Consider the following 17,524-nt stretch of genomic DNA (forward strand, 5'->3'; position numbering starts at 1 on the left):
CACGCTACTGGTAGTTCGCGATTACTATCGATCGTCACTTGTCGACTCATTTTTGTACCAGAGGGTTATAGAGTAACGCAATGACGAACGCGATGCCTGTCCTCCTCGCGTTGCTTCTCGTTTTCTCCCTCCCAGCGATGGCCGTCAGTGCGGCGAGCCCGTCGGCGACCGGTACCAACGTTGATGAGAGATACGAGGCCACAACCGTCCAATCAGTCGAACCGACGGCGGTCGACGGCACGACGAACCGTCTCGAACTGACCGGAGAGACTCGAACGGACACGATCGACTATAGCACGCCGCTCGGGACCGAACTCGCGACCGCTGACGACGAACTGCGGAGCGAATACGATCGGTACACCATCCTCGACCACGAGTTCGACGAGGCATCAAGTGACGAACAGATTTCGATGATCAGGGAAGCGAGAGGATACGTCCAGAACCGAACCGACGAACTCGAGGACCGATCACACGCGGCTGCCACCGCCCACGCGAACGGTGAGATATCCAGCGAACAGTTCATCCAAACGCTGGTCAGGAACCACAATGAGGCGGACTCGCTTGCTGACACGGTCGATGAAATAGAGGACAAAGAAGACCAGATCCTCGGCTACAGCATCGACCTCGACCCGGACGAAGAACGACTCGAGATGCAGCAGGGTTCGGTTCGGTCGTTGGCCGACGCAACCAACCAGGGCAGTGCAGAGCAGACGATCGAGATCGAAACGTCCGAAAACGGCTATCAACTCGAAACGATCGTCGACGACACGTACGTCGTCGAAACCACTCGCTCCGACAATCGAGACAGAGGTGGGTGGGACGAGTTCGACGAGACGCGGGATGCGTTCGATCACACCGAAGAGTTGTACCCGTGGGCGTCAGACGACGGCTCGACGAGTTTCAGTGATTACAACCAGGATCCCGCTAATTTCTACCACGCTGAGATATCCCACAGTCAGGGCGTTCTCTCCACGTTCCTCGATAGTAACTCCGGCGAAATTTATCACGAGGTACAGGAGTTGAGCCTCGACTCGTTACCGGTTTCGGAGACGACAACGGAGACGGATTCCGACCTGTTGCTCACCCACAACGAGACACCGTCGAACGGTCCAATCGAGGTGATCGTCAACGACTCAGAGTCGGACGAGTTCGTCGAATCGGCGACTGTCTCCATCGACGGAATCGAAGTCGGTGAGACCGACGACGAGGGATCAATCTGGCTCCTGCCGCCGGGCGAAGAGTACACCGTCAAGGCCGAGGCCGATTCCGCGTCCGTAGAGCTGACGATACCGTAGTCGGACGAGAGTTTATCCCGTATTACGGCGCTATCGTCCCGTGTGGATTCGCACGATGATGCGTCCGGGAGGCACAGTTCGAACGCGCTGGTGACGAACGGCGAGACTCGAGCGGTGAGCCCACTCGTCGGGATACTGGCGTTGCTCGTCGTGACCGTCTTCCTCGCAGCAGTCGTCGCAGCCGGCACGAGCTCCATCGGAGCGGCCGGAACTCCACCAACGGCCGGGTTCGAACTCTCCGTCGACGGCGAACGGTCGACGATCGAACTCGAACACGTAGGCGGTGATTCGGTCGATGTCGACGAACTCTCGATAACCGTCGAAATAAACGGCGACGAACTCGAGTCACAGCCACCTGTCCCCTTCGTCGGCGCGGACGGGTTCGACGAGACGCCAACCGGGCCGTTCAACGCCAGAAGCGATTCAACTTGGCGCGGCGGTGAAGTTGCGAGCGTACAACTGGCGTCGACGAACGAACCGCGAGTAGAGACGGATGATACGGTTGCCGTCACGCTCGTTGTCGACGGCCATCGGATCGCATCGCTCGAGGAGATAGCGACCTGATCGGATCGACAGCGACGAGACGAACTCGATCACGCAGTGGCTCGTCGAGATACCGATTCGAGACGGACGAGAGACGGACTCGACCGATCAGCGAAAACGGAGGATCAGTTCTCGGGGGCGCGGCCGATGGTCGTGATTGCAACGTCGGGTTCGTAGGACGGACCCATGAACTTGTGTTTGACATCCTCGAACCCGGCCGTTTTGAACATGTGATCGGCTTCATACTCGTCGTAAAAGAGCATCATCGTGTCGGCGAGTTTCTGTGCGACGAGTCGGTCGGGATAGTTCGGCCCGACGACGAGAACCTGGCCGCCCGGTTTCAGGACGCGGCGAAACTCACGAAGCGCGAGGATCGGATTCGGCCAGTACTCGATCGATCCCGAGGACCAGACGACGTCGAACGTGTCCGTTCCGAAGGGGAGTCGCTCGGCATCTCCACGGTGGAACTGAACCGACGGGTTCCGTTTGCCGAACTTGCCGTACGCCTTCTCGAGTTGGTGCTCGCTCTGATCGAGCGCGTACACGTGGTCGACTTCCTCGAGCAATCCTTCCGTTCCGAACCCGGTTCCGCAGCCGACATCAAGCACCGTCATGTCCTCCTCGAACTCGAGTAAGTCGAGCGCCTCGGTTCGCATTTGTTCGTTCCAGATGAACGGGTTGATCCGGTCGTACACTGTCGACAGGTACTTATAAAAGAACCGAGCCCTGGCTTTGTTCTCGAGGATTCCCATTGCTCGTTGCGTTTCAGTTCGAACACAATATGTTTGCTGTTCTCGTTTTTAGACGGGTAGTTCGACCCTCATTTTGGGTGATTCCGGCTCTCATGGGTTGAGTTACCAACACACGATTCGGGGTTCAGACAGTCGAAATAGTGGATCACTTTCGCAACTACCATATACGCGCTTGAGCAAACGTTCGCTTGCTTAGATTATGCCGAGGCCAGAGGTTCTCGAACGACTTCAGTCGGCCGAACACGAGGCCGACGACATCGTCGCAAAGGCAGAAAACGACCGCGACGAGCGAATAGCCGAGGCCCGGGAACGCGCCGAGGAGATTCGCACAGACGCTGAACAGGAAGCGCGTGAACTCAAAGAGCGTCGGCTCGAGCAAGCGCGCGAAGAAATAGACGACGAGTGCGAACGCGTCCTCGAGGAGGGGAAATCGGACCGCGAAGCGCTCGTCGACCGAGCCGAAGAGCGGGTCGATGACGTGGCCGATCACGTCGTTTCCCTGTTCCAGGAGGACGTCCATGCTCAGACCTGAGCAGATGAGCAAGATCTCGGTGACCGGTTCGAAGGGCGTCATGCCCGCGGTCATCGAGGCGATCCACGAGCTCAACTTGGTCCATCTCTCGGACTACGACGGCACCTGGGAGGGGTTCGAAAACGGCAACCCCATGGAAGGAGCCGACGGCGTCTCCGAGAAGTTGGTGACGGTTCGAGCGCTCGAGAGTACGCTCGATCTGTCGGCCGACGACGTCGCCCCAGGAACGCTCGTTGACGACTGGGAAGACCGGCTTGAGCGCGTCCGGACGCGTGTGAACGAACTCGACGACGAACGCAACGAGGTCCGCGAGCAGCTCCGACAGGTCGAGGAACGACTCGACCGCGTCGGTCCGTTCGCCGAACTCGGAATCGACCTCGATCTGCTCTCGGGCTACGAAAACGTCGACGTGCTCGTCGGCGAAGGAGCGCCCGAAGAGGTCGACGCGGTGCTCGAGGACGCCGAAGAGATCGGCGCCTACGAGACGTTTACGGGCGGCGACATCGTCGCGATCGTCGCCGCACCCGCCGAGGGAGACGATCCGAACGGTATCATCGACGACGCGCTCGTCGGGATCGAGTTCAACCGCTACGACGTTCCGGACACCGAAAAGAGTCCGCAGGCGTACGTCGAGGAACTCGAGGCCCGCAAACGGGAACTCGAGGGCGAACTCGACGAGATCGACGCCGAACTCGGCGAGATCAAGGTCGACGAAGGCGGGTTCCTGCTGCGGATCGAAGAGGAGCTCCGCATCGAAGCCCAGCGGGCCGATGCGCCGCTGCAGTTCGCGACGACGCGACGCGCGTTCATCGCCGAGGGATGGATTCCCTCCGGGGAGTACGACGAACTCGTCGCGTCGTTGAACGACGCGGTCGGCGACAGCGTGGAGATCGAAGAGCTCGAGCGCGCCGAGTACGATCGACACGGCGCGCCGACGCATTCGGCACCGGTTCCAGCCGAAGAAAAGGGCGTCGTCGGCGACGAGGACGACGCCGACGAGACGGCCGCCGAAGAAGATGGCGAGAAGCCAAAGGCGGCAACGGACGGCGGCACGACGAACCACGGCGACGCCGTAACGATGGACGAGGATCCACCGGTGGTCCTCGACAATCTCACGCCCGCCAAGCCGTTCGAAATGATGGTGCAGATGGTCAGCCAGCCCAAGTACAGGGAGCTCGATCCGACGCTACTCGTCTTCCTGACGTTCCCGGCTGCGTTCGGATTCATGATCGGGGATATCGGCTACGGTATCCTCTACATCGCAATGGGTTGGGCGTGTTGGAAGTTCTTCGACTCCGATGCGATGAGCGCGATCGGTTCGATCGCCGTCTGGGCTGGTGGATTTACCGTCTTCTTCGGCTATCTGTTCGACGACATCTTCGGCGTCCACATGGCCGATCTCGGCTTGTACCTCCCCCTTGCTGGCTCGCTCTCGAAAGGTATTCAGACCGTCGAGTGGGTCCTCCTGTGGGCGGTCGTGAGCGTCATCTTCGGCCTCGTCCACCTGAACGTTGGGCTGATCGTCGGCTTCATTAACGAGCTGGATCACGGCCTGAAAGCTGCGATCTTCGAGAAGTTCTCGTGGATCCTCGCGCTCAACGGACTGTTCATCTGGATCTTCAGCCATCAGGACGCAGGAAGTCTCGGACTCGGCACGGACCTGACGGCGGCGGAGTACAAACCGCCGTTCCTCGTCGGCAGCGGCGAGGAAGCGGTCCTCCATAGCTCCGATTACTTCATGGATCTCGGCTTCGCCGGGTTCCCCGAACTCGTCGGTCTAATCGGATTGTTCGCCTTCCTCGTCGGCTTCGTCATGGTCGCCATGGGTGAAGGGATCGCCGGCGTCGCCGAAACACCGGCGTGGGCGTTCGGTCACGTCCTTTCGTACCTGCGAATCGTGGCCGTCCTGCTCGCGAAGGGTGTCATGGCGTTCGTCGTGAACCTCCTGGTGTTCGGCGCCTACGAGGCTCCCGACGGCTACATGTACTTCGACATTCCGGGCGTCGGAGCAGAAACTGTCGCAGGCACAGGCGATCTCTCCCAACAGTTCGTTGGACTCGTCCACCTCGGTGACGGGATCGCGCTCTCGGCTCTCGGAATCGTCCTCGGCATCGTGGTGTTCGTCGTCGGCCACATCGTCGTCCTCCTACTCGGCATCACCGCGGCGGGCATTCAGATGCTCCGCCTCGAGTACGTCGAGTTCTTCCAGAAGTTCTACGAGGGCGGCGGTGAGGAGTACGAGCCGTTCGGTGACGATCGAACACACACAGATCGGACACACACAGCGGATTAAGCGCGTCTGCGTCGAATCTCGTTTTTCTCATCGTTCGTTCGAAGTCACGGAACGCCTCGAATCGATACTCGTGTTACTCCAAACACAGCAGTCTGAGGGCTAATGAGAGGGCTTAGCTATGTCGAATTCTTTCGGGGGATTTATAGTGTCCGCGTGGCGAGAATAGCCTGTTCGAAGCCGTTGAACGACACCGAGAACTACCTTACACATGATTGAAATTGGAGCCGCACTTACCGAGGTCGTACTGCAGAACGGAACCGTCGAAGAATCGCCGTTCCTCACTGACTACGGCGCAGCAGCGATCGCTGTCGGACTGGCAGCGCTCGCATCCGGATACGCAGAGCGCGGTATCGGCGCTGCCGCTGTCGGTGCTGTCGCCGAGGACCGAGACATGCTGATCCCGGGGATCATCCTGACGGTGCTTCCGGAGACACTCGTTATCTTCGCGCTCCTCATCGTCATCCTCGCCCTGTAATCGCCCCCCTTTTCTCACAATGAGTTTGGACACAGTCGTTGAAGACATTCGAGAAGAAGCCCACGCGCGTGCGGAAGACATACGCGCAGAGGGTGACGCCCGCGCCGAGGAGATCGAATCGGCAGCCGAGGCAGACGCCGAGGAGATCACAGCCTCAGCAGAGCGCGAGGTCGAACGTGAGATCGAGCAGCTTCGCGAACAGCGACTCTCCAGTGCGAAACTGGAGGCGAAACAACAGCGCCTGGAGGCACGCCGCGACGTCCTCAACGACGTTCACGAAACCGTCGAAGACGAACTCGCAGCGCTCGAGGGAGACACCCGTGAAGAACTCACGCGAGAACTCCTCGACGCCGCAGCGGTCGAGTTCGACGACGGCGAAGACGTGAGCGTCTACGGCCGCTCCGACGATCAGGAGCTTCTCGAGTCGATTCTCGAGGAGTACGACGGCTACACGTTCGCCGGCGAGTACGATTGTCTCGGCGGCGTCGTCGTCGAGAGCGAGCAATCGCGAGTCCGCGTGAACAACACGTTCGACTCGCTGCTCGAGGACGTCTGGGAAGATAACCTCCGGGAGATCAGCGACCAACTATTCGAGCAATGAGCGCAGGTGCCTCAAATCCGGAATACGTGAACGCACGTGTTCGGTCACGCCGAGCCGCGCTGTTCGCAGACGAGGATTATCGGAAGTTGGTCCGGATGGGGCCGAGCGGGATCGCACGGTTCATGGAGGAGACGGAGTACGAACGCGAAATCAACCAGCTCGGCACGCGGTTTTCCGGCGTCGACCTGATCGAATACGCGTTGAACCGGAATCTCGCCAGACACTTCGAGGACTTGCTGGACTGGTCGAACGGTCGGGTTTACGACCGGATCGCTCGCTATCTCAGGAAGTTCGATGTCTGGAACCTCAAGACGATCATCCGGGGCATCTACACGGATACGCCCGCCGAGGAGATCGAGACCGACCTCATCCGCGCTGGCGAACTCGAGGAGTCGACAATCGATCGACTGCTCGAGGTCGACGAGATCGAAGACGCAATTGAGGTGCTCGGTCGTACGATGTACTACGAACCGCTTTCTGAAGCCTACGAGGTGTACGAGGAAACCGGCGTTCTCGTTCCGCTCGAGAACGCACTCGACAGGGAGTTCTACGAGCACTTACTCGACGACCTCGGACGACCGTCCGAAGGGCCGGACGCCCTCTACGTCGAGTTCCTACAGGCCGAGATCGACTTCCGAAACGCCCGGAACGCGCTTCGGCTCGCACGAAGCGGATCGGGTCTCGATCCGGCGGAGTACTACATCGAAGGCGGCGTCCTGTTCGACGAGTCCGAACTCTCCCGGCTCGTGACGGACTACGACGAACTCGTCGATCACATCGCAGAGAGCGGTCGATACGGCGATCGTCTTTCGACCGCGCTCGGGCGACTTCGTGACGCAGAGAGTCTCATCCAGTTCGAACACGCGCTCGACGCCGCACTACTCGAGTACTCCGATCGGCTCTCGAGTATTTATCCGGTCTCGGTGTCGGCGGTGTTGTCGTACATCCTCGCGAAAGAACGCGAAGTCGAGAACATTCGCGCAATTGCACGAGGTCGCGAAGTCGGACTGGACGAAACCGAGATCGAAGAGGAGCTGGTGATCCTATGAGCCAGGAAATCGCAGTCGTCGGCAGTGCTGAGTTCACCACCGGATTTCGACTGGCTGGAGTCCGCCGGTTCGAGAACGTGCCAGATGACGAGAAGGGAGAAGACTTAGACGACGCCGTCACCACAGTCTTGAACGACGACGGCGTTGGCATCGTCGTCATGCACGACGACGATCTCGAGCACCTCTCTCGGAACGTCCGACAAAACGTCGAAACGAGCGTCGAGCCGGTCGTCGTCACCATCGGAAGCGGGACCGGTGGCGGCGGTCTCCGCGATCAGATCAAGCGCGCGATCGGTATCGACCTGATGGAAGAGGACGAAGACGATAACGAGAACTAGTATGAGTCAGGCAGACAACACGGAAGCCGCCGAATCTGGCGGTGTCATCGAAAGCGTGAGCGGTCCAGTCGTGACCGCCGCGGACCTCGACGCCCGGATGAACGATGTCGTCTACGTCGGCGACGAAGGACTGATGGGCGAGGTTATCGAAATCGAAGGGAACCTGACCACGATTCAGGTGTACGAAGAAACCTCTGGCGTCGGTCCCGGCGAACCCGTCGAGAACACGGGCGAACCGCTCAGCGTCGACCTCGGACCGGGGATGCTGGACTCCATCTACGACGGCGTCCAGCGCCCGCTCGACGTCCTCGAGGACAAGATGGGAACGGCGTTTCTCGACCGCGGTGTCGACGCGCCAGGTATCGACCTCGAGAAGGAGTGGGAGTTCGAGGCCGAAGTCGCGGAAGGCGACTCGGTCGAACCAGGTGACGTCGTCGGCGTCGTGCCGGAGACGGTCACCATCGAACACAAAGTGATGGTCCCGCCGGACTACGAAGGTGGGGAAGTCACGAGCGTTGAGAGCGGCGAGTTCAACGTCGAAGAGACGATCGTCGAGCTCGACAGCGGCGAGGAGATCCAGATGCACCAGGAGTGGCCGGTCCGCGAGGCCCGTCCCGCCGGTGACAAGGAGACCCCAACCGAACCGCTCGTCACTGGACAGCGCGTTCAGGACGGGCTCTTCCCGCTCGCAAAAGGCGGGACGGCGGCGATTCCCGGGCCCTTCGGTTCCGGAAAGACCGTCACGCAGCAGCAACTCGCCAAGTGGTCCGACGCGGACATCGTCGTCTACATCGGCTGTGGCGAGCGCGGCAACGAGATGACCGAAGTCATCGAGGACTTCCCGGAACTGCCGGACCCACAGACCGGGAACCCGCTGATGGCTCGGACCTGCCTTATCGCCAACACGTCGAACATGCCCGTCGCAGCGCGTGAATCCTGTATTTATACAGGAATTACGATCGCAGAGTACTACCGCGACATGGGCTACGACGTCGCGCTGATGGCCGACTCCACCTCCCGGTGGGCAGAGGCCATGCGTGAGATCTCGAGTCGACTCGAGGAGATGCCCGGAGAAGAAGGGTATCCAGCGTACCTCGCCGCGTCGCTCTCGGAGTTCTACGAGCGCGCCGGCAAGTTCCAGCTGATCAACGGCGGCGAAGGTTCTATTTCGGTCGTCGGCGCGGTTTCGCCGCCCGGCGGGGACTTCTCCGAACCGGTTACCCAGAACACCCTGCGTATCGTCAAGACGTTCTGGGCGCTCGACGCCGACCTCGCGGAGCGTCGGCACTTCCCGTCGATCGACTGGAACGAGTCCTACTCGCTGTACAAGGACCAGCTCGATCCGTGGTGGGAGGACAACATCGCGGGCGACTGGTCGGACGTTCGCCAGTGGGCCGTCGACGTATTAGACGAGGAGGTCGAACTCCAAGAGATCGTCCAGCTCGTCGGCAAGGACGCGCTGCCGGAGGACCAGCAATTGACCCTCGAGGTCGCACGCTACCTGCGTGAAGCTTGGCTCCAGCAGAACGCGCTCCACGACGTCGACACCTACTGCGAACCCGAGAAGACGTACCAGATGCTCGGCGCAATCAAGACGTTCAACGACGAAGCCTTCGAGGCCCTCGAGGCGGGCGTTCCCGTCGAAGAGATCCAGGACGTCGACGCCGCTCCGCGGCTCAACCGGATGGGAACGGCCGAGGAGTACGAGGAGTTCATCGACGAGATCCAGGACGATCTCAAAGAACAATTGCGAGCACTGTACTAACAATGAAAGAGTACCAGACTATCACGGAAATCAGCGGTCCGCTGGTGTTCGCCGAGGTCGACGAGCCGGTCGGTTACGACGAGATCGTCGAGATCGAGACCGAGGACGGGCGAACGCTGCGCGGCCAGGTGCTGGAATCGAGCGAGGGTATCGTCTCGATCCAGGTGTTCGAAGGGACGGGCGGAATCGACCGCAACGCCTCCGTACGCTTCCTGGGCGAGACGATGAAGATGCCCGTCACCGAGGATCTCCTCGGCCGGGTGCTCGACGGTTCCGGGAACCCGATCGACGGCGGTCCGGAAATCGTCCCCGACGAACGACACGATATCGTCGGCGAAGCGATCAATCCATACTCACGCGAGTATCCCGAGGAGTTCATCCAGACCGGCGTCTCCGCCATCGACGGCATGAACACGCTGGTTCGCGGCCAGAAGCTGCCGATCTTCTCCGGATCGGGTCTGCCGCACAATGAACTCGCGCTCCAGATCGCCCGTCAGGCGACCGTGCCTGAAGAGGAAGAAGGAGAAGACGACGAAGGGACGGAGTTCGCAGTTATCTTCGGCGCGATGGGTATCACCGCCGAGGAAGCGAACGAGTTCATGCAGGACTTCGAGCGAACGGGCGCACTCGAGCGCTCGGTCGTCTTCATGAACCTCGCGGACGACCCCGCTGTCGAACGGCAGGTCACCCCGCGACTCGTGCTGACGACGGCGGAGTACCTCGCCTTCGAGAAGAACTACCACGTGCTGGTCATCCTGACGGACATGACCAACTACTGTGAGGCGCTCCGAGAAATTGGTGCCGCACGTGAGGAAGTTCCGGGTCGACGTGGCTACCCCGGATACATGTACACCGACCTTGCTCAGCTCTACGAGCGGGCGGGTCGAATCGAGGGCCGTGAAGGATCCGTTACCCAGATTCCGATCCTCACGATGCCCGGCGACGACGACACGCACCCGATTCCGGACCTGACCGGCTACATTACGGAAGGCCAGATCATGATGGATCGGGACCTGAACAGTCAGGGTATTGAACCGCCGGTCAACGTACTTCCGAGCCTCTCGCGGCTGATGGACGACGGTATCGGCGAGGGCCTCACTCGAGGGGACCACGGCGATGTCTCCGACCAGATGTACGCCGCGTACGCGGAGGGTGAGGACCTACGCGACCTCGTGAACATCGTCGGTCGCGAAGCGCTATCCGAACGGGACAACAAGTTCCTCGACTTCGCCGACCGCTTCGAGACGGAGTTCGTCCAGCAGGGTTACGACACCAACCGCTCGATCGAGGAAACCCTCGAGATCGGCTGGGATCTACTCTCGATGCTCCCGAAAGACGCCCTCAACCGTATCGACGAGGAACTCATCGAAGAGCACTACCGCGAAGAGGAAGGCGGCGAAGAAGCCGAAGCCGTTTCGGCCGACTAAGTTCGTTCGTTTCGATTTGTTTCCGTTCGTTTGTAGCGTTGTTCTCGAGTGATACGATAGCGATCAGCTTGGGAAATAGATCAGTAATCGCTTCGAGGTGCGAGAAGCCGATTAGTCTCGCTCAGTCGACGGCTCCGTGGCAGTCCACGCCTCGGTAATCGTCTCGAGAATCGTTTCAGCGTCGTCGAGGAGAATACGATCACACCGAATATCGAACCAGCGGCGGCGTTCGATCACGAGTGCGGTGTCGGTCAACCGAACATTGTCGACGACAGACCACGGAACGAACGTACGGCGCATCGTCCGCTTGCGGACTATTCCTGCGTCGTGTATCTGTAGTTCCGTTGCCGTTTCGAGCGTTCCGGAACCGGCCATTCCCCACTCCGCGTCGAGGACCCGGCGGCGAGGCGGACCGGATCGGATCGCCTCCCGAATCCCACCCCTCCTATTTACCCTGATCGAGACGCCGAAGAAGATGGCGAACAGTCCGATGAGTACGGACCACCACAGCGGGCGTCCTCGAAGGATCGATCCATCTCGAAGGGCGAACAGCCCGGCGACGGCGAGACAGAGTACGCCGAACCCGATCCAATACAGACCGCGGTTCGGGAGCAACCAGGGTACCGTCACGATCGGGTTCGTCGAAGTTACCGCTCGAGCGTACCGGGTCCGTGCCATTCTGGCGACGACCGCGGCGACGGAGCCGGTGACGACGGCGCTAGCCCCAGCCGCGAGCGCCACGATTCCGGAAACTGACGAGAAGACAACTCCTGCGACCGCGACGACGGCGAACAGTCCTGGAACGATAAACGGGAGCGCTAGCAATCGCGTTCTGCGACCGAGTCGCTCGGGAAAGCCGTTCGCTCGGCGAGCGAGCACGGCTCCGGCAATGAGTCCGAGCGTTCCGGCGGTGGAAATACTCCCGACGATGGCCGGAGCCGACGCGCCGACTGCAAGCCCGCCGGTGATCAGGAGCGCCAGCAGGACGACACCTGCGTAGACGCCCGCGATAGCGACGAATCCGACATCGGGTTCCTCGAGCGTCTCCGGAAGGTGCGTCTCGGACTGTGTTCGACGTGACACGGTCTGTGGTCGTCCGTACAAGTGACAGGTACAAAATCGTTCGCTCGAGCACGGGTCATCTCGAGATCTCGATGAGCCGTCCCGACGGAGTGAATCTCGAGAGGATACAGTGACCGAAACAAACGTATCGATCGATGATGATGGTTACTGCGTATGCACAAACCACTGCTCGTGACGGAGTTCCTTGACCGGGCGCGGACGCACTACGGAGACGAAGAAGCGGTGGTCGCCACGACGGGCGAGCGACTGACGTACGACGAACTCGGGTCGCGTGCCGACGGATTCGCCGCGGCCTTGCAGGAACGAGGTGTCGAGAAGGGTGACCGCGTCGCGGTGTTGGACCCGAACACGCACTATCACCTCGAGGCGGCCTACGGAATCATGCAGATCGGCGGGGTTCACACGCCGCTGAACTATCGGTTGACGCCCGACGACTTCGCCTACATTCTTTCGGACGCCGGAGTCGACGCGATCTACGCGGACTACGAGTACGCAGAGGCCATCGAAACCGTCCGCGAGGAGGTTCCCACGGAGACGTTCATCACGAACGACGCGGAGGAGGTGGATGGGGACGGAGCGTGGGAAGAGTTCGACGAGGTTATCGAGTCGGCCGGCACCGAGTACGACCGCCCGGAAATGGACGAAGACGAGATCATCACGATCAACTACACCTCCGGGACGACGGGCGATCCGAAGGGGGTCTGTCGAACTCACCGCTGTGAAACGATCCACGCGTATCTGGTCGTCGCTCATCAGGAAATCACCGACGACGACACTTACCTCTGGACGTTGCCGATGTTTCACGCCAACGGCTGGGGCCACATCTTCGCCGTAACCGGCGTCGGGGCGAGACACGTCTGTACGCGCGGCGTCGATGCCGGGGACATCTTCGAAGCGGTCCGAACCGAAGACGTCTCATACATGTGCGGCGCACCGACGGTCCTGAACATGCTGGTCGACTACTACGGGGACCACGAACCGGAGACGGCCGGCGACTCCCCGGTTCGACTCGCGACCGCCGGGAGCGCGCCGCCGGAGGCGACGATCCGAACCATAGAGGAGGAGTTCGGCTGGTACTTAAAACACGTCTACGGGGCGACCGAGACCGGGCCGCTGATCACTACCTCCGACGCCCGGCGACACTTCGAAGACGACAGCGACGATCGGTTCCGGATCAAGAAGCGACAGGGGCTAGCCTACTTGGGAACCGAGATTCGGGTCGTCGACGAGGACGGAACGGACGTGCCACAGAACGACGAGACGCTCGGCGAGGTCGTCGTCCGCGGGAACCAGATCATGGAGAAGTACTGGAACAAACCCGACGCAACCGAGGAGGCCTTCTCCGATCGCATCGAGGGCTACTACCACACGGGCGACCTCGCGACCATCGACGAGAACGGCATGATCTCGATTCAGGATCGCAAGAAGGACATCATCATCTCCGGCGGCGAGAACATCTCGAGCATCGAACTCGAGGACGCGCTGTTCGACCATTCCGAGGTCGCAGACGTCGCGGTCATCCCCGCGCCGAGCGACGAGTGGGGCGAGACGCCGAAGGCGTTCGTCGTCCCCGAAAGCGGTGATCTCGAGGAACCGGGAGTGACTACTGAGGACCTCCTCGAGTTCACGCGGGACAATCTGGCCGGTTACAAGGCAGTTCGGCGAACGGAGTTCGTCGAGGAACTGCCGACGACCGCGACCGGCAAGATCCAGAAGTACGAACTCCGCCAGGAGGAGTGGGAGGACGAAGACCGGATGGTCGGGCAGGGGTAAGCCGCAGAACGCGTTGGGATCCGCTCGAGGACGTCGCCCGAGCGGCTACGGCCAACCGATCGTCGATGATGCTGGTTCGCGCGGTCGCCGAGCGCCGGAGTTCCGGACTGGTCGGTCAAAAACCGAGTTACTTGCCCGGAAACGCCACGAAACCTAATAGTACCTGGACTGCGGGGTGACCGATATGGACATCGTAACGGTACTCATCGGGGCGGCCATCGCGGGGCTCGGTATCGCCGGTCTCGTCGTGGGCGGCAAGTCGCTCCGACAGTGGCGACGGCTCAGCGCGAACGACCCGGTCCCGATCAACCAGGCGATCACCGCATCCGGAACGGCCGAAGTCGAAGGCGACGTTCGCGGCCACGAGTCGACCCTCGAGTCGGTCCACTTCGGCGAGAACTGTGTCGCCTACGAGTACGAGACCGAAAAACGTCGTCACAGCTCGAACAACTCGGGCTCGAATTGGCGGACGATCGATTCCGGCCAAGCGTTCCGGCCGTTTATTTTGGAAGACGAGTCGGGAACGGCGTACGTCGATCCCGAGGGAGCATCGTTCTCCCTCGAGCAGGAGCGAACGCGAAAGACGAACGCGCAGGGACAACCCGTTCCGGACGACAGCACCTGGAACCTCAACGTGTCGGCTAACATTCCCGGGTTAGGAAGCGTCGGCATCGGAAACAAACGATACACCGAGAAACGACTCGACGTCGGGGGCCACTGCTACGCGGTCGGGACGGCCGAACGGCCGCCCGCCGGCGTCGACGCAGATGTCGCGATCGTCGGCACCGACGCGCCAACCTTCATGCTCTCGGACGCTACCGAGGAGGAAACGCGAATGCGACTCCTGCTGCGCGGATCGGGATACGCCCTCGCTGGACTCGCGGCGAGCGCGTTCGGGCTCGTGCTCGTCGGTGCGGAATTAGTATAACCGATCGATGTCGTTGCGGGCAGACACCCACGGAACAGCCTTCCTCGAGAGCAACTGTAAACAGTTATCCGACTGGGGGAGCAAACTCCGCACAACATGGCCAAGGACGTCAAGCCGACCCGCAAAAACTTGATGGCGATCGAGGATCGCATCGAGCTTTCCGAGCGCGGCCACGGCACTCTCGAGAAGAAACGAGACGGGCTCATCATGGAGTTCATGGACATTCTGGACAAGGCCCAGGACGTCCGCGGTGAGCTTTCCGAGGACTACGACGAGGCCCAAAAGAAGATCAACATGGCTCGAGCCATGGAAGGCGACGTCGCCGTCCGCGGGGCTGCCGCCGCCCTGCAAGAGCACCCGGAGATCACGACCGAGTCCAAGAACATCATGGGCGTCGTCGTCCCGCAGATCGAATCCTCACGCGTCTCGAAGGATCTCGGCCAGCGCGGCTACGGGATCATGGGCACCTCGGCGCGTATCGACGAAGCCGCGGAAGCCTACGAAGACCTGCTCGAGAGCATCATCCTCGCCGCCGAAGTCGAAACGGCGATGAAGAAGATGCTCCGAGAGATCGAGACCACCAAACGGCGCGTCAACGCCCTCGAATTCAAGCTGCTGCCCGACCTCTACGATAGCCAGGAGTACATCGAACAGAAACTCGAAGAACAGGAACGCGAGGAGACGTTCCGACTGAAGAAGATCAAGGAGAAGAAAGAACAGGAAGAAAAAGAAGAAGCCGAAGCGGCGGAAGCCGAGGAGGCCGAGGACCTCGAAGGCGGGCAAGCGCCGCCGGTCGGAAGCGCGGCGGGCGGCAACTGAGGAGGCGATTCGAGCGCCGTACGTTCGGCTCGGAGTCCCGCTCTGCGGATAACCGAAACCCATGCACTGTTCTACCTGCGGTTCGTCGACCGTTTCGTTCGCCGTTCCGGAATCCTATCGCGAGTTCGCACCCGAAGAGACTTCGATAGCCACGATCTGCTCGCAGTGTCTGACCGTCGAACCACTCGAGGAAGACGACGAAACGGATTCTCGAGAATCGAACGACCTCACGACCGTCAGCGACGCGTTCCCGAACCAGCCGAAGCCGGCCGCCGGGATCGCACTCGTGATCGGATTGTGTTCATCACTCGCGCGCAACCGTAATGCTCTCGAGACGCTGCTTTCCGACCTCGAGCGGTCGGGGACGGATCCGTTACTGACACTTGAACGAGTGGCTGCGGATCCGTCGGTCGAGCCGGCAATCGATCTCGAGCGTCGGCTCTATCAACTCGAGCAGCTCGTGTACTGAATCAGCCAGCAAAACGAGATGATTCGACGCGGTGATCCGTGTCTCCGCTATCTCGCCGTCGGCGAGACGTTATTGCTCAGTGCCTGTTTGACCTGTAGTGCGGCACTTGCGGCGAGGCCGCGAGCGACTTCGTCGCGCTCGTTGGCGTCGATAACGTCTTCGGCGGCGTCCTCGAGATCAGCCTCGAGATCCGGCGTGAAGCCTGCGCTAACGGCGTGACCGACGGGTGGTCGAACGGCGACGGTCACCTGGGGACCGCCGGTACCGTGCGAGATATCGGAATCGACGATGTACTCGTTCGGAAGGAACTCCCGCGTTCGGGCGGCGATCCGCGAAACGTCGCGGTGAAGCGTTCGTTTTTGTGTGTTCGTCAGATCGGGGATATCCGCCGCTGCACGCTTTCCAGCCCCAGTGACACCCGGCAAGCCCGCGTACGGCGTATTTCCGTTCATGAGAAGTCCTACCAGTCCTATAGGGACGGGTAGTCAAAAGGATTCGGCTTCCGACAACTCAGGACGTCACTTTGCACTCAAAGAATCGGCTCGCTCTCTCCGTAGGCCGCCAACACGACTGCGGTCGTGTACGTTCCCGACTCCGCCCGTACGCTCTCGACGTGAACTCGAGGATCGGTAAACTCCCAGTCTCGAAGCTTCTGGCCGGCCTCGATTCCCTCCCGGACGCGAGTCTCGACGTCCTCGCTGTCTGTTTCGCCCGCGGCTTCGTAGAACAGTCCCGGTCCGTCGTCGACGGACTGAGCCCACCCCAATCCCGCGCTCGCTCGAGCTGGGCCGGCGGTCGTCGCTCGAGCCTCGACGACGGTGAGCCGGTCGCCGACGGGGCCGAGATCGGGTGCAGTGCCGACGGCTTCGACGGCGGTATCGGCAGGAATAACGGAGGAGACGGCAACGAGATTATAGTTTTCGACGCCGGCTTCGGCGAGTGCGGCGTCGTAGGATGCCATCGCCGTGGGAGCCGACGCGGTTCCCCAGACGATTCGGATCGTGCTCATTATCCGAGTTCAGGGATCGATGGCGTAAGGGGTTGCGGTTCGATTCGAGTCACTTCGACTGATCGACAGGAAAAGTGCAGTGACCACGAGCGGCCCCCGAAGAATTGAGGGGCCGCGAGGCGGGGGAGGGCAGGCAGCTCCGCTGATTCCTCCGCGACGTTCGCTTCGCGAACGAGCGGGCCGACGACTGACTCGGAGAGCGCGGCGCGCAGCTCCGCGGGTAGACGAGCGGCGAAGCCGCCAGCGAAACAGACCGTCGTTCGAGACGGCGAAGCCGTCCCGTGACTGAGCGAGTCACAGATTCGCGGGGGCCGCGAGATCTCTGATCTCGCTTGATCCCGAAAGACGCGAGCGTCTTTCGAGCGACAGCGCA

The 17,524-nt window shown here is 61.1% G+C and carries 18 protein-coding genes; 14 read left to right on the forward strand and 4 right to left on the reverse strand.

Annotated elements, in window-relative coordinates; all coding sequences use genetic code 11:
* The first annotated feature begins 80 nt into the window (after positions 1-80).
* Together ACZ5C7_RS21535 and ACZ5C7_RS21540 are read left to right on the forward strand one after the other, a co-directional pair.
* Positions 81-1,295, forward strand: a complete 1,215-nt coding sequence (locus ACZ5C7_RS21535) for a DUF7096 domain-containing protein (RefSeq protein WP_464378306.1) — start codon at positions 81-83, stop codon at positions 1,293-1,295.
* Between the two features lie 42 nt (positions 1,296-1,337).
* Complete coding sequence (locus tag ACZ5C7_RS21540; RefSeq protein ID WP_464378307.1) at positions 1,338-1,859, forward strand: type IV pilin domain-containing protein; 522 nt, start codon at positions 1,338-1,340, stop codon at positions 1,857-1,859.
* 104 nt (positions 1,860-1,963) lie between these two features.
* On the opposite strand, the gene ACZ5C7_RS21545 is transcribed toward ACZ5C7_RS21540, so the two are convergent.
* A complete protein-coding gene (locus ACZ5C7_RS21545; RefSeq protein ID WP_464378308.1) occupies positions 1,964-2,590 on the reverse strand; it encodes a methyltransferase domain-containing protein in 627 nt (208 codons plus the stop codon).
* Between the two features lie 199 nt (positions 2,591-2,789).
* Between ACZ5C7_RS21545 and ahaH the strand changes: the two genes are divergently transcribed.
* The 8 genes from ahaH to ACZ5C7_RS21585 all read left to right on the forward strand — a co-directional run bounded on the left by ahaH (position 2,790) and on the right by ACZ5C7_RS21585 (position 11,070).
* Positions 2,790-3,122, forward strand: coding sequence for an ATP synthase archaeal subunit H (gene ahaH / locus ACZ5C7_RS21550; protein WP_464378309.1), 333 nt, complete (start codon positions 2,790-2,792; stop codon positions 3,120-3,122).
* Positions 3,109-5,415: a V-type ATP synthase subunit I gene (locus tag ACZ5C7_RS21555; protein ID WP_464378310.1), complete on the forward strand. Its 2,307-nt coding sequence runs from the start codon at positions 3,109-3,111 to the stop codon at positions 5,413-5,415. Before ahaH ends, ACZ5C7_RS21555 begins: the two co-directional genes overlap by 14 nt.
* 208 nt (positions 5,416-5,623) lie before the next feature.
* Positions 5,624-5,890 carry a hypothetical protein gene (locus ACZ5C7_RS21560; protein WP_459888908.1) on the forward strand — a complete coding sequence of 89 codons (267 nt, stop codon included), beginning with the start codon at positions 5,624-5,626 and terminating at the stop codon, positions 5,888-5,890.
* A 19-nt stretch (positions 5,891-5,909) separates the two neighbouring features.
* Positions 5,910-6,491: a V-type ATP synthase subunit E gene (locus tag ACZ5C7_RS21565; RefSeq protein WP_464378311.1), complete on the forward strand. Its 582-nt coding sequence runs from the start codon at positions 5,910-5,912 to the stop codon at positions 6,489-6,491.
* On the forward strand, positions 6,488-7,540 hold the full coding sequence (locus ACZ5C7_RS21570; protein ID WP_464378312.1) for a V-type ATP synthase subunit C: 1,053 nt from the start codon (positions 6,488-6,490) through the stop codon (positions 7,538-7,540). Before ACZ5C7_RS21565 ends, ACZ5C7_RS21570 begins: the two co-directional genes overlap by 4 nt.
* Positions 7,537-7,878: a V-type ATP synthase subunit F gene (locus tag ACZ5C7_RS21575; protein ID WP_464378313.1), complete on the forward strand. Its 342-nt coding sequence runs from the start codon at positions 7,537-7,539 to the stop codon at positions 7,876-7,878. Before ACZ5C7_RS21570 ends, ACZ5C7_RS21575 begins: the two co-directional genes overlap by 4 nt.
* Before the next feature lies 1 nt (position 7,879).
* On the forward strand, positions 7,880-9,643 hold the full coding sequence (locus ACZ5C7_RS21580) for an ATP synthase subunit A (RefSeq protein ID WP_464378314.1): 1,764 nt from the start codon (positions 7,880-7,882) through the stop codon (positions 9,641-9,643).
* A 2-nt stretch (positions 9,644-9,645) separates the two neighbouring features.
* Entirely contained in the window at positions 9,646-11,070 is a 1,425-nt protein-coding gene (locus tag ACZ5C7_RS21585; protein WP_464378315.1) for an ATP synthase subunit B, read from the forward strand.
* Positions 11,071-11,181: 111 nt separating this feature from the next.
* On the opposite strand, the gene ACZ5C7_RS21590 is transcribed toward ACZ5C7_RS21585, so the two are convergent.
* Positions 11,182-12,153 carry a hypothetical protein gene (locus ACZ5C7_RS21590; RefSeq protein WP_464378316.1) on the reverse strand — a complete coding sequence of 324 codons (972 nt, stop codon included), beginning with the start codon at positions 12,151-12,153 and terminating at the stop codon, positions 11,182-11,184.
* A gap of 153 nt (positions 12,154-12,306) precedes the next feature.
* Between ACZ5C7_RS21590 and ACZ5C7_RS21595 the strand changes: the two genes are divergently transcribed.
* The 4 genes from ACZ5C7_RS21595 (at position 12,307) to ACZ5C7_RS21610 (ending at position 16,142) form a co-directional block, all read left to right on the forward strand.
* Positions 12,307-13,926 (forward strand): long-chain-fatty-acid--CoA ligase, encoded by a 1,620-nt coding sequence (locus ACZ5C7_RS21595; RefSeq protein WP_464378317.1) that lies wholly within the window; start codon positions 12,307-12,309, stop codon positions 13,924-13,926.
* 184 nt (positions 13,927-14,110) lie between these two features.
* Positions 14,111-14,854 (forward strand): GIDE domain-containing protein, encoded by a 744-nt coding sequence (locus ACZ5C7_RS21600; RefSeq protein WP_464378318.1) that lies wholly within the window; start codon positions 14,111-14,113, stop codon positions 14,852-14,854.
* A 96-nt stretch (positions 14,855-14,950) separates the two neighbouring features.
* A complete protein-coding gene (locus ACZ5C7_RS21605) occupies positions 14,951-15,673 on the forward strand; it encodes a V-type ATP synthase subunit D (RefSeq protein WP_464378319.1) in 723 nt (240 codons plus the stop codon).
* A gap of 61 nt (positions 15,674-15,734) precedes the next feature.
* Positions 15,735-16,142, forward strand: coding sequence for a DUF6276 family protein (locus tag ACZ5C7_RS21610; protein WP_464378320.1), 408 nt, complete (start codon positions 15,735-15,737; stop codon positions 16,140-16,142).
* A gap of 47 nt (positions 16,143-16,189) precedes the next feature.
* On the opposite strand, the gene ACZ5C7_RS21615 is transcribed toward ACZ5C7_RS21610, so the two are convergent.
* Positions 16,190-16,594 carry a DUF5811 family protein gene (locus ACZ5C7_RS21615; RefSeq protein ID WP_464378321.1) on the reverse strand — a complete coding sequence of 135 codons (405 nt, stop codon included), beginning with the start codon at positions 16,592-16,594 and terminating at the stop codon, positions 16,190-16,192.
* A gap of 77 nt (positions 16,595-16,671) precedes the next feature.
* Complete coding sequence (locus ACZ5C7_RS21620) at positions 16,672-17,151, reverse strand: pyruvoyl-dependent arginine decarboxylase (protein ID WP_464378322.1); 480 nt, start codon at positions 17,149-17,151, stop codon at positions 16,672-16,674.
* Between the last annotated feature and the right edge of the window lie 373 nt (positions 17,152-17,524).

Source organism: Halostagnicola alkaliphila (assembly GCF_055379965.1).